General features: G+C 65.8%; 13 protein-coding genes. 7 read left to right on the forward strand and 6 right to left on the reverse strand.

Annotated elements, in window-relative coordinates; translation table 11 throughout:
• The first annotated feature begins 50 nt into the window (after positions 1 to 50).
• From BRAO375_RS15375 to BRAO375_RS15395, 5 genes are all read left to right on the forward strand, one after another.
• Positions 51 to 1,235 (forward strand): protein-glutamate methylesterase/protein-glutamine glutaminase, encoded by a 1,185-nt coding sequence (locus BRAO375_RS15375; RefSeq protein WP_035640469.1) that lies wholly within the window; start codon positions 51 to 53, stop codon positions 1,233 to 1,235.
• Entirely contained in the window at positions 1,232 to 2,101 is an 870-nt protein-coding gene (locus BRAO375_RS15380) for a CheR family methyltransferase (RefSeq protein WP_009028386.1), read from the forward strand. Before BRAO375_RS15375 ends, BRAO375_RS15380 begins: the two co-directional genes overlap by 4 nt.
• Before the next feature lie 171 nt (positions 2,102 to 2,272).
• On the forward strand, positions 2,273 to 4,024 hold the full coding sequence (gene kaiC / locus BRAO375_RS15385; protein ID WP_009028387.1) for a circadian clock protein KaiC: 1,752 nt from the start codon (positions 2,273 to 2,275) through the stop codon (positions 4,022 to 4,024).
• Positions 4,021 to 4,317, forward strand: a complete 297-nt coding sequence (locus BRAO375_RS15390; RefSeq protein WP_009028388.1) for a circadian clock KaiB family protein — start codon at positions 4,021 to 4,023, stop codon at positions 4,315 to 4,317. Before kaiC ends, BRAO375_RS15390 begins: the two co-directional genes overlap by 4 nt.
• Positions 4,318 to 4,328: 11 nt before the next feature.
• Positions 4,329 to 5,816, forward strand: coding sequence for a sensor histidine kinase (locus BRAO375_RS15395; RefSeq protein ID WP_009028389.1), 1,488 nt, complete (start codon positions 4,329 to 4,331; stop codon positions 5,814 to 5,816).
• Here BRAO375_RS15395 and BRAO375_RS15400 read toward each other — a convergent pair.
• From BRAO375_RS15400 to BRAO375_RS38870, 6 genes are all read right to left on the reverse strand, one after another.
• Positions 5,813 to 6,202 (reverse strand): response regulator, encoded by a 390-nt coding sequence (locus tag BRAO375_RS15400; RefSeq protein WP_035640472.1) that lies wholly within the window; start codon positions 6,200 to 6,202, stop codon positions 5,813 to 5,815. The two genes, BRAO375_RS15395 and BRAO375_RS15400, sit on opposite strands and share 4 nt — an antisense overlap.
• A gap of 110 nt (positions 6,203 to 6,312) precedes the next feature.
• A complete protein-coding gene (locus BRAO375_RS15405) occupies positions 6,313 to 7,485 on the reverse strand; it encodes a glutathionylspermidine synthase family protein (RefSeq protein ID WP_009028391.1) in 1,173 nt (390 codons plus the stop codon).
• A gap of 336 nt (positions 7,486 to 7,821) precedes the next feature.
• A complete protein-coding gene (locus tag BRAO375_RS15415) occupies positions 7,822 to 8,211 on the reverse strand; it encodes a hypothetical protein (protein WP_009028392.1) in 390 nt (129 codons plus the stop codon).
• 2 nt (positions 8,212 to 8,213) lie between these two features.
• On the reverse strand, positions 8,214 to 8,618 hold the full coding sequence (locus BRAO375_RS15420; protein WP_009028393.1) for a DUF350 domain-containing protein: 405 nt from the start codon (positions 8,616 to 8,618) through the stop codon (positions 8,214 to 8,216).
• Positions 8,619 to 8,721: 103 nt separating this feature from the next.
• Positions 8,722 to 8,844 carry a hypothetical protein gene (locus BRAO375_RS38865; RefSeq protein WP_283806072.1) on the reverse strand — a complete coding sequence of 41 codons (123 nt, stop codon included), beginning with the start codon at positions 8,842 to 8,844 and terminating at the stop codon, positions 8,722 to 8,724.
• Positions 8,845 to 8,854: 10 nt separating this feature from the next.
• Positions 8,855 to 8,986, reverse strand: a complete 132-nt coding sequence (locus BRAO375_RS38870; RefSeq protein WP_009028394.1) for a hypothetical protein — start codon at positions 8,984 to 8,986, stop codon at positions 8,855 to 8,857.
• Between the two features lie 277 nt (positions 8,987 to 9,263).
• Between BRAO375_RS38870 and BRAO375_RS15425 the strand changes: the two genes are divergently transcribed.
• Entirely contained in the window at positions 9,264 to 9,992 is a 729-nt protein-coding gene (locus tag BRAO375_RS15425; RefSeq protein ID WP_009028395.1) for a maleate cis-trans isomerase family protein, read from the forward strand.
• Between the two features lie 25 nt (positions 9,993 to 10,017).
• Entirely contained in the window at positions 10,018 to 11,421 is a 1,404-nt protein-coding gene (gene hydA, locus BRAO375_RS15430; RefSeq protein ID WP_009028396.1) for a dihydropyrimidinase, read from the forward strand.
• Positions 11,422 to 11,562 lie beyond the last annotated feature (141 nt).

Raw genomic sequence — 11,562 nt, forward strand, 5'->3', positions numbered from 1 at the left:
TGCTTGCCCGGGCTTGCCGTCTTCCTGTGCCTCTGTCCTGTTGGTGAACTATGAGCGTCGCGTTGGCCAGTTCTTCGATTCCGAGTTCGACCAGGCAGGAACCTCTCCGGGTGATGGTCGTGGACGATTCCGTCGTCATCCGCGGCATGATCTCGCGTTGGATCAGCTCTGAGCCCGACATGGTCGTGGCAGCCTCGCTGCGCACCGGCCTCGAAGCCGTCAACCAGATCGACCGCGTCAATCCCGATGTCGCCGTGCTCGACATCGAGATGCCCGAGCTCGACGGCATCGCCGCGCTGCCGAAGCTGCTTGCGAAGAAGAAGAACCTCGCCGTGATCATGGCCTCGACGCTGACGCGCCGCAACGCCGAGATCAGCTTCAAGGCGCTGTCGCTCGGCGCGGCCGACTACATTCCGAAGCCCGAGAGCACGCGCGAGGCCTCGGCCGCCGACAATTTCCACTACGACTTGATCCAGAAGATCCGCAATCTCGGCGCCAAGGCGCGCCGCGCGGCTCCCGCAATGCATGCGCCGGCGGCCGCGCCGCACGTGCAGGAGTTGCGGCCCGCGCCGGCGTTGCGTCCCACCGCCCCGATGCCGACCCAGGCCGTCCCGGCTGCGGCGCTGGCGCGCCGCGCCTTCAGCTCGCAGATGCCGAGAGTGCTGTTGATCGGCTCGTCCACCGGCGGTCCGCAGGCGCTGATGTCGGTCGTCACCGAGCTCGGCCCGGTCATCGACCGTTTCCCGGTGCTGATCACCCAGCACATGCCGCCGACCTTCACGACGATTCTCGCCGAGCATCTGGCACGCTCGAGCCGCAGGCCGGCGCACGAGGCGGTCGATGGCGAAGTCATCAAGCCCGGCCAGATCTATCTCGCGCCTGGCGGCCGCCACATGCGCGTCGCGCGCCATGGCGCTGATGCCGTGATCGCGCTCGACAACGGGCCGCCCGTCAACTTCTGCAAGCCCGCGGTGGATCCGCTGTTCACCTCCGCGGTCGATATCTGGCAAGGCGCGACGCTGGCGGTGATCCTCACCGGCATGGGCTCGGACGGCATGCGCGGCGGCAAGGACATCGTTGCCGCCGGCGGCAGCGTCATCGCGCAGGACGAGGCCACCAGTGTGGTCTGGGGCATGCCGGGCGCGGCTGCCAATGCCGGCATCTGCGCGGCCATCCTTCCCTTGAATCAGATCGCACCGAAGCTGGTCCGTCTGTTTGCAGGAGACCGTTCGTGACCCCCCTGGACTATGAGTTCTTGCGTAAGCTCCTGAAGGAGCGGTCCGGTCTCGACCTCTCTGCCGACAAGCAATATCTGGTCGAGAGCCGGCTGCTGCCGCTGGCCCGCCGCGCAAATCTTGCGGGCATCCCGGAGCTGGTACAGAAGATGAAGAGCGGCGGCGAGCAGCTCACGACGCAGGTGGTCGAAGCCATGACCACCAACGAGACGTTCTTCTTCCGCGACAAGATTCCGTTCGATCATCTGCGCGAGGGCATCCTTCCTGCCCTGATCCAGTCGCGCGCCAGCCGGAGGTCTCTGCGCATCTGGTCGGCGGCGTGCTCGACCGGCCAGGAGCCGTATTCGATCGCGATGTGCCTGCGTGAGTTCGGCGCAGCGCTGGCGGGATGGCGCATCGAGATCGTCGCCACCGACCTGTCGCAGGAGGTGCTCGAGAAGTCGAAGGCCGGCCTCTACAGCCAGTTCGAGGTGCAGCGCGGCCTGCCGATCCAGCTGCTGGTGAAGTATTTCACCCAGCTCGGCGAGCTCTGGCAGCTCAGCGCCGACATCCGCGGCATGGTGCAGCACCGCCAGCTCAACCTGCTGCAGGACTTCTCGCATCTCGGCAAGTTCGACGTGATCTTTTGCCGCAACGTGCTGATCTATTTCGACCAGGACACCAAGGCCCAGATCTTCGAGCGAATGGCCAAGGTGATGGAGCCGGACGGCACGCTGCTGCTCGGCGCGGCCGAGTCGGTGGTCGGCATCACCGACGCCTTCCGGCCCAATCAGGAGCGGCGCGGTCTGTACCAGATCAACCCCGTCCGGAGCCCGCGCGGCGGCGCTGCGCTGCTGCCCGGTCTGAAGGTGGTCGCGGCGCGCTGACGCACCCGGTGCTAAGTCACTGGACGGCCGGCGCAAACGCTGGCCGACCGTCCGTGGATTTGCCGCAGGGCAAAATCTTTTTCTGAAGGCTGGAACCTTTTTCCTTCCGGAGCGTCGATTCACGCCTTGGTGTGGCCAAAGCGTGTTCGCTCGACGGCGGGGGAAAAATTGATGAAAACGAGTTTGCGTCCTCGAATCGTGACGCGGGATCTCCCTGTCATCGCGAAATCAGCAACCGGGATCGACGGTCTCGACGAGGTCACCTTCGGCGGCCTGCCCCAGGGACGGCCGACGCTGCTCTGCGGCGCCGCCGGCTGCGGCAAGACGCTGTTCGCGATGACGTTCCTCTACAACGGTGCCGTCGCCTATGACGAGCCGGGCGTGTTCATCGCCTTCGAGGAGCAGCCCGAGGATCTGATCAAGAATGTCGGCTCGCTGAGTTATGACATCGAGCGGCTGATCGAGCAGAAGAAGATCGTCGTCGACCACATCCATCTCGACCGCAACGAGATCGAGGAGGCCGGTGACTACGATCTCGACGGCCTGTTCATCCGCATCGGCTTCGCGATCGATTCCATCGGTGCCAAGCGCGTCGTGATCGACACGATCGAGACGTTGTTCGGCGGCCTCGACAACCAGGCCGTGCTGCGCTCCGAGCTGCGCCGGCTGTTCGAATGGCTCAAGAGCAAGGGCGTCACCGCGATCATCACCGGCGAGCGCGGCGACGGCACGCTGACGCGCTACGGCCTGGAGGAATACGTCGCGGACTGCGTCATCCTGCTCGACAACCGCGTGCACGACCAGCTGTCCACGCGCCGGCTGCGCGTCGTGAAATATCGCGGCACGGCGCATGGCACCAACGAATATCCCTTCATCATCGACCAGGAAGGCATCACCGTGATGCCGATCACCTCGTCGGGACTGTCGCACGATGTCTCGACGGAGCGCGTGTCGACCGGCATTGCCGATCTCGACGAGATGCTCGAGGGCCGCGGCTACTACAAGGGATCGAGCATCCTTATCTCGGGCATGGCCGGAGCCGGCAAGTCGACGGTCTCGGCGCATTTTGCCAATTCGATCTGCGCGGCCGGACAGCGCTGCATCTATTTTGCGCTCGAGGAATCGCCGCAGCAGATCGTGCGCAACATGAAATCGGTCGGTCTCGACCTGCAGCAATGGGTCGATCGCGGCCTGCTGCGGTTCTCGGCGCGCCGTCCCAATCTCTACGGGTTGGAGACGCACCTCGCCGCGATGCATCGCGAGGTGAAGGAGTTCGATCCCGCCGCCGTCGTGGTCGATCCGATCTCGTCGTTGATGGGCGCCGGACTGGCCGGCGACGTGCATTCGATGACGCTGCGGCTGATCGACTTCCTGAAATCCCGTGGGGTGACCGCGCTGTTCACCAATCTCGGCGCCGGCAGCGCCGAGACGGCGACCACGGAGATGCAGATCTCCTCGCTCACCGACACCTGGCTGCTGCTCTACAACCGCGAGAGCAACGGTGAGCACAATCGCCAGCTCTATCTGTTGAAGTCGCGCGGCATGGCGCATTCCAACCAGGTGCGCGAGTTCCTGATGGGCAGTGACGGCATCACGCTGCGCGAGGTCTATGTCGGTCCCGAGGGTGTGCTCACCGGATCGGCGCGGGTGGCCCAGGAGGTCAGGGACCGCGCCGACCGCCTGTTGCGTACGCAGGAGATGGAGCGCCGTACGCGCGAGATCGAGCGCCGCCGCCGCGAGATCGCGACGCAGATCGAAACGCTGAAGGCGCAGCTTGTGAGTGAGGAGGGGGAAATGGAGCTTCTGAACCTGGAAGGCGCTGCCCGCGAGGATCAGCGCTCGGCCGACCACATTGCCTTGGTCCAGAGCCGCTCGTCGAAGCGGGCGGGCTCGCCGTCGAAGCCGATGACATCACGCAAATGACGGCCGCAGCGATGGAACAGGACGGCTATAATCTCCGCCTCTATGTCGCGGGCCAGACGCCCAAGTCCGTGGCGGCTCTCGCCAACCTCAAGAAGCTGTGCGAGACGCATCTGCCCGGCCGCTACACGATCGAGGTGATCGATCTGATGAAGGATCCTGCGCTCGCCCAGCGCGACCAGATCGTCGCGATTCCGACGCTGATCAGACAGCTGCCGGAGCCGCTCAAGCGCATCATCGGCGATCTCTCCAACGCGGAGAAGGTGCTCGTCGGTCTGGATATTGCTCCGAGCTGAACGGAGGATTTGTGGCAGGAAAAGACGCGAGGCAGGCGGCGCGGCCGCGGAACGAGGCGGAAGAGACTGTCGAGGCGATTCATCGCGGCAACGTCGATGCCGTGGTGGTGCAGGGCCCGAGCGGCCCCCAGGTCATCATGCTGCAGGGCGCGGATGCGCCCTATCATGTCCTGGTCGAGCGGATGAGCGACGGCGCGCTGACGCTCGATGCCGATGGCAGCATCGTCTACGTCAATTCGCGGCTGTGCGCGCTGACCGGCCTGCCGGCGGATCAGATCGTCGGGCGAACCTTCTCGTCCTTGTTCGCCGGATCGGCGCCGCAGCAGCGCGCCGACGACGCCGCGAGCGATGCCCAGTTGCAACGGGTTGACGGAGACGATCTGCCGGTCTCGGTCTGGATGCGGCAGATGGCGATGGGCGGCGTCGTCGCCACGCTGGTGACCTTGACCGACATGTCGATCCAGCGCCGTGCGGAGGAGGTCGCCAACGCGGAGCGCTTCGCGCGCTCGATCCTGGAGCAGGCGACCGACGCCGTCGTCGTGCTGGCGCTCGACGGGCGGATCACGCATGCGAGCTGGGTGGCGGAGCAACTCGCGGGACGGACACCGGTGGGGCAGTTGTTCTCGGCGGCCTTTCCGCTCGATGCCCAGAGCGCCAGCCAGCAGGGCACCTTGACGCGGTTCTCGCGCGAGAGCCTCGATCGCGCGCTGGCCACCAAGCCGTTTCATGGCGTCGAGGTGCGTCTGCGCGACGAGCGGATGTCGGGACGGTCATTCCTGCTGTCGGGCGGTCCGCTGGTCAACGACGCCAAGGAGACGGTCGGATCGATCGTGACCCTCACGGACATCACCGATCGCAAGCGCGCCGAAGAGCAGCAGACCATGCTGGTCGCCGAGCTCAATCATCGCGTCAAGAACATCCTCGCCATCGTGCAGTCGGTGGCGGGCCAGACGCTGCGCACCTCGCCGTCGCTGCCGGCCTTCAACAAGGCGTTCTCCGGCCGCATCCAGGCGGTCTCGATCGCACACGACATCCTGACGCAGACGCGCTGGATCGGCATCGGCTTCAACGAGCTGCTGACGACGGTGCTGGCGCCCTATGGCGTCGGCGAGGGCCGCATCAGCATCGAGGGACCGCCCGTGCTGCTGGAAGCACGGCTGGTGCTGCCGCTGTCGATGGTGCTGCACGAGCTCGCAACCAACGCCTCGAAATATGGCGCCCTGTCCGCGCCGTTCGGTCAGGTCGCGATCAGTTGGCGGCTTTGCGATGATCGACGCCGCCTGGAGCTGGTCTGGCTGGAGCGCGGCGGACCGGTGATCGAAGGCAGCGGATCACGCGGCTTCGGCACCACGCTGATCGATCGCGTCGTCCGCTTCGACCTCGACGGCGAGGCGGAGCTGGATTTCGCCCGGGACGGAATCCGTTGCACGCTGAGATTTGCGCTGACCGCCGAGACGGCGCCGGAGCAGGTGCCGGCCTCTGCCGTGCTGCCGCATTAGGTCTCTCGGCTCCGCAGAAAGGTCGCTTCGCACATCGCGCGCAGTGCGCGCTCGTCGAACGGCTTGGCGAGCCGCGGCAGGTTGCGGAATTCCGGCGGGAACAGCGTCGCGTCGTCATAGCCGGAGGTGATGACGATTGTCAGCCCCAGCGCGATCAGTTGCGGCAGGACGGCGAAGATCTGCTCGCCGCGCAGGTTGACGTCGAGCAGGGCGCCATCGAGGTTGCCGCGCTCGGCCTCGCGCAGCACCTCGGCAACGCGCGACACCGGGCCGATCACCTCACAGCCGAAGCCCTGCAGCACCGTCTCGAGCTCGAGCGCGATCAGGCCCTCGTCCTCGGCGACCAGGATGCGCAAACCTTCGAGTTGTGAGTTGTTCGTCGCCATGCCTCAGATCCGGTCGTGCGTCGACGCCGCGTCCTGGAGTTCCGTCTGCCACTTTATCTAACCATCCCGGACGGCGTGTCGAGCCGTTTTCGGTCCGGCTCGTTAACGAGCTACACAATTGCATGTGGCAAAAAGCGCGAGCGATTCCCCGTGATGGGGCTTGCATCCTCGCGGATCGACAGCCCGCAGGGCTGGTGATCGACGAGCCAGCTGCCGATCACCGGGAAGACGCCGCCGAAATCCGGCAGTGGCGCCAGGGCCTGGCGGATGAAGCCTTCGGCGCCGTAAGGCCCGTCCTGCGCCGACACGGCGACCCCGTCCGCAACCAGGCTCACATTGGCGCCCTCGCGCGAGTAGATCGGCTTGCGCACGAAGCTCGGACCGAGACTGGCGGCTTTCGGATCGTCCTCGAAATAGGCCGGCAGCAGGTTCGGATGGCCTTCGAACATCTGCCAGAGCAGCGGCAGGATGCCCTTGTTGGAGAGGATCGCCTTCCATGGCGGCTCCACCCATTGCGTCGGCGCGCCCGCGACCTTGGCACCGAAGGCATCGTGGAACATCCACTCCCAGGGATAGAGCTTGAAGGCGAGCGCGATGGCGTTGTTGTCGAGATCGAGGAAGCCGCCTTTGTCGCGCCAGCCGATATCGGCGATGTCAAGGATGGTTGTCGACAAGCCGGCTTGCGCTGCCGTGTCGGCGAGATAGGCCAGGGTGGCGGCATCCTCGGCTTCGGCGGTCATCCCGGCGAGATGCAGCCGGCGTCCCTTGCCGAGCGCGCGCCAGCGTTCGATCAGTCGCTCGTGGATCGAATTGTACTGGTCGGCGCGTCCGGGCACGATGCGGCGCTCGATCGCCTGTTCGAGCCAGGTCCACTGAAACACGGCGGCCTCGAAGATCGAGGTCGGCGTATCCGCATTGTATTCGAGCAGCTTCGCCGGCGCGCGGCCGCCGTCGCGAAATCCTGCAAAGCTGAGGTCGAGCCGACCATAGAGACTGTCGTCGCGGCGACGCCAGCTCTCCGCCAGCAGCGGCCAGAAGGGCTGCGGGATTTTCAGCCGGCGCAACAGCGCCTCGTCAGCGATGACACGCCCGACGAGCTCGAGGCACATCTGCTCGATCTCGGCGGTGGGCTCCTCGATGCCGAGCTCGATCTCGGCGATCGTGAACGCGTAGTAGGCGCGCTCGTCCCAATAGCGCTCGCCGTCGAGCTCGTAGAAGTCGAAGCCGCATTGCTCGGCTGTCTGCCGCCAGTCGTCGCGCTCAGGGCAGGGGATGCGCTGCATGGGGGCTAGCCGCGCGCATGACCAGGCATGCCGTGCCCATGAACGGGGAGCACGACACGACCTGAGCCGCCGCCGATGGCGCGGCAACGGAGAGCGCGGCGCCCCAGCGCCTGATCGCGCGGGGGAGCGCAAAATGGATTGCGTAGGAATCCGGTCGGGACCGCAGCGGTGGCCGCAGCCTCGATCATCGCCCGCGCCATCAAGCGCGCGCGCTTCACCGGATGCATTCCGATCAGTCGGCGGGCGAGTTTTTTATGATCGTTGGTCTGTGTCAAAGATCCGAATCCGAACAAACAACACAAAGGCGGTGTTTTCACGGCAGCCCGGCGACGGAATTCAGCCCCCGCGTCCACCGAAGCCGAAGGCGTGCGCAAAGCCGCCGAAGCCGCCGCGCGAGACATGCGCGGAGGAGGCGTCGGCGACATGGGTCGAACCGCTGCTTCGGGACTCGCTGTCGCTGCTGGAGAAGCCCCAGCGTCCGCTGCCACCACCGCCGCTGCCGCCGGAGCGGCGGGTCGTGCACTCGGTGCTCTGCGGCTGTCCGGCGATCGCCGGATCCTGCTGCGGGCAGCTCTGCTGACGCGGCATCAGGGCGTAGGCGCTGCCGCCCACGGCGAGCGTGCCCATCAGCAGCAGCGCGACCTGGCCGGAGCGCTTCACCGGCGGCGTCGCCGGCGGCGGGGGCAGCGGCCTGCGCTTGCCGAAGTCGATGCGTTTCTCGACCATGGTCAGTAGATCATCGAGGCGGCGTTGAGCGCGCCGGCGGAGAGCGAGGCGAGCCCGAGCCAGATGGCCGAGGCCAGCTCGCCGGCGACGATGCGGTTGGCGAGGTCCGGCACCGGGATGCGGACGAGATAGTAGACGATGACCTGCACGATCAGCGCGACCAGCGCCCAGATCAGGCAATCCAGCACGTTGGCCGAATGGGCGATGGCGCTGACCAGCGGCAGCGTGAAGCCGAGCAGGCTGAGGCCCAGCGAGATCGCGGCCGAGGGGTGATTGTCCCGGATCAGCTGGAATTCATTGTAGGGCGTGACGCGGGTGTAGATGAAGAGGTACGCCGTCACCGCGACCAGCGCGGTGCAGAAATACACCAGGAAAGCCGGCAGGCCGGCGAGCGATTGCAGGATCATGGCGGGGCCCGACGCGAAATGCCTTCATCTGTCGCGGCGCCAGCATGACCGGTTCGACGTGAACAAAGTCTATGCGCGGGTCATGATCCGGCCCGGGTCTGATTCAGCATCTGCAGCACGGAATCCCGGTCTTGCGGGTGTGCGCGCTGAGCGCCCGCGTGGAGCCGGGGGCGACCATCACGTCGAAGATCCCGGCGATCTCGCTGATGGCGATCGGCGTCACCACCGGCGTGCCTTCAGGGGAGGATCTTGAACCCCTCGCGCAGCGACAGCCGCGCCAGCGGCCGCGTCGGCTGGGCGGCCGACGGCTTGAGCCGGGCCGGCTTGAAGCGTGTCTTGAGCTTGGGCCGGGATGCCGTGGTGGTCATGACAGCGGCGATGGCTTTCCGGATTGCCTGAATTCCGGGCGAGGCGCCCGCAGATCGGGCAAGTCAACGAGATTGGATGACATAACAACTATTGAAATGGCCGAAGAAAATCAGCATTGCATTTCGCATTCAAGTTCAACGCGTTGAAGCGGCATATGCTGGCACCCCGACCCTCTCAGCGCGAGCAAAGCTCGTCGCGCCCCCGCGAAGAACGGGGAGACGGAGCGCACGGCCATCGCCTTGCATGTTGGGAACCCCACGAGAAAGTCGAGCATTCATGACCAAACGCACCCTTCTCGGCATGCTCACGCCGTCGTCGAACACGGCGCTGGAGCCAATCACCTCGGCGATGGTGGCTGGCCTGCCCAACGTGTCCGCGCATTTTTCGCGCTTCAAGGTCACCGAGATCGCGCTGTCGACCGATGCGCTGGCGCAGTTCGACACATCCAACATCCTGCGCGCCGCCGAGCTGCTCGCGCATGCCAAGGTCGATGTCATCGGCTGGAACGGCACGTCCTCCGGCTGGCTCGGCTTCGAAACCGACGTGAGGCTCTGCGAGCAGATCACCGCCGCGACCGGCATCCCCGCCACCACGTCGATGCTGGCGCTGAACGAGATCCTGGCGGCGTCCAAAGCGACATCGCTCGGCCTCGTCACACCCTATCGCGATGACGTGCAGGCGCGCATCATCACCAATTACGCGCAACTCGGCATCGCCTGCCGCGGCGACCGCCACCTCAATCTGCAGGACAATTTCTCCTTCGCCGAGGTGACGCCGGCCGAGATCGAGACCATGATCCGCGAGGTCGCGCGCGAGAAGCCGGATGCGATCGCGGTGGTCTGCACCAACATGCGCGCTGCGCCCCTGGTGGCGCGGCTGGAGCTGGAGACAGGCATTCCCATTCTCGACACCATCGCCACCGTGGTATGGAAATCGCTGAAACTGGCAGGGGTGGACCCCCGCGGCGTCAGCGAGTGGGGATCGCTGTTTCACAAATTCGCTTGAGATCGAGACTGGGAGAGCGCGTCACATGGCTGCCTTCGACACCGTCATCCGCAACGGCACCGTCGCCACCGCGAGCGATACGTATCAGGCCGATGTCGCCATCAAGCAGGGCCGCATCGCCGCGATCGGCGAAGCCATCACGGATGCCGATGAGATCGTGGACGCGAGCGGTCTGCTGGTGCTGCCCGGCGGCATCGACAGCCACGTCCATATCAGCCAGCCCTCTGGCCCGGGCATCGTCATGGCCGACGATTTCGAAAGCGCCACCCGCGCTGCGGCGTTCGGCGGCAATACCTTTGTGATGCCCTACTGCCTGCAGGAGAAGGGCCAGCCGCTGCGCGCGGCACTGAAGGACTATCACGCTCTGGCCGACAAGGCCTGCTACGTCGACCATTCCTTCCATCTCATCATCGCCGATCCCACCGATGCCGTGCTTGGCCAGGAGCTGCCGGCGCTGGTCGCCGACGGCTACTCGTCGCTGAAGATCTTCATGACCTATGAGGGCCTCGCGCTCAACGACTACGAGATCCTGGGTGTGCTGCAGGTCGCGCGCGAGCAAGGGGCGCTGGTGCAGATCCACGCCGAGAACTACGACGCCATCCGCTTCCTCACCGACCGGCTGGAGCGCGAAGGCAAGATCGCGCCATACTATCACGGCAAGTCGCGCCCGATCCCGGTCGAGCGCGAGGCCACCCATCGCGCCATCTCGCTGGCCGAGCTGATCGACGTGCCGATCGTCATCGTCCATGTCTCCAACCGCGAGGCGATGGAGGAGATCCGCCGCGCGCAGATGCGCGGCCTGAAGATCCATGGCGAGACCTGTCCGCAATATCTGGTGCTGACGGAAGAGGACATGCAGGGCCTCAACATGGAGGGCGCCAAATATGTCTGCTCGCCGCCGCCGCGCGATCACGCGAGCCAGGAGGCGTGCTGGGAAGGCCTGCAGCAGGGCGTGTTCTCGCTGTTCTCCAGCGATCACTGCCCGTTCCGCTACGACGACGAGGCCGGCAAGCTGATCCCGAAGGGCCGCACCAGCTTCCGCTGGGTGCCGAACGGCATCCCCGGCGTCGAGACGCGGCTGCCGATCCTGTTCTCCGAAGGCGTCAGCAAGGGCCGTATCAGCCTCAACCAGTTCGTCGCCTTCACCGCGACCAACCATGCCAAGACCTACGGACTGAAGGGCAAGGGCTCGATCGCGATCGGCTACGACGCCGACATCGCGCTGTGGGATCCGAACAGGACGGCGAAGATCAGCCAGGAGGGCCTGCACCACGGCTCCGACTACACGCCCTACGAAGGCATCGAGATCACAGGCTGGCCGGTCGCCACCATGCTGCGGGGAAAATTCGTGGTGCGCGACGGCAAGTTGGTGGGTGAAAAGGGCGGGGGGCGCTACGTCGCGCGCGGCAAGCCGGGCGGAATGGCGTAGTACGCGCTTTCGTCTCCCGTCATTGCGAGCGCAGCGAAGCAATCCAGAGTCGCGGACGGGACCCTGGATTGCTTCGTCGCTTCGCTCCTCGCGATGACGTGGGGAGGCATCACGTCTCCATGGTTGGCGAATTCGGTACCG

The organism is Bradyrhizobium sp. ORS 375 (assembly GCF_000239775.1).
Taxonomy (GTDB): domain Bacteria; phylum Pseudomonadota; class Alphaproteobacteria; order Rhizobiales; family Xanthobacteraceae; genus Bradyrhizobium.

Excerpts from the sequence above, each read along its gene's own strand:
- BRAO375_RS15375 (WP_035640469.1), top strand. The coding sequence starts at position 51 with ATGAGCGTCGCGTTGGCCAGTTCTTCGATTCCGAGTTCGACCAGGCAG.
- kaiC (WP_009028387.1), top strand. The coding sequence starts at position 2,273 with ATGAAAACGAGTTTGCGTCCTCGAATCGTGACGCGGGATCTCCCTGTC.
- BRAO375_RS15390 (WP_009028388.1), top strand. The coding sequence starts at position 4,021 with ATGACGGCCGCAGCGATGGAACAGGACGGCTATAATCTCCGCCTCTAT.
- BRAO375_RS15400 (WP_035640472.1), bottom strand. The coding sequence starts at position 6,202 with ATGGCGACGAACAACTCACAACTCGAAGGTTTGCGCATCCTGGTCGCC.
- BRAO375_RS15405 (WP_009028391.1), bottom strand. The coding sequence starts at position 7,485 with ATGCAGCGCATCCCCTGCCCTGAGCGCGACGACTGGCGGCAGACAGCC.
- BRAO375_RS15415 (WP_009028392.1), bottom strand. The coding sequence starts at position 8,211 with ATGGTCGAGAAACGCATCGACTTCGGCAAGCGCAGGCCGCTGCCCCCG.
- BRAO375_RS15420 (WP_009028393.1), bottom strand. The coding sequence starts at position 8,618 with ATGATCCTGCAATCGCTCGCCGGCCTGCCGGCTTTCCTGGTGTATTTC.
- BRAO375_RS38870 (WP_009028394.1), bottom strand. The coding sequence starts at position 8,986 with ATGACCACCACGGCATCCCGGCCCAAGCTCAAGACACGCTTCAAGCCG.
- BRAO375_RS15425 (WP_009028395.1), top strand. The coding sequence starts at position 9,264 with ATGACCAAACGCACCCTTCTCGGCATGCTCACGCCGTCGTCGAACACG.
- hydA (WP_009028396.1), top strand. The coding sequence starts at position 10,018 with ATGGCTGCCTTCGACACCGTCATCCGCAACGGCACCGTCGCCACCGCG.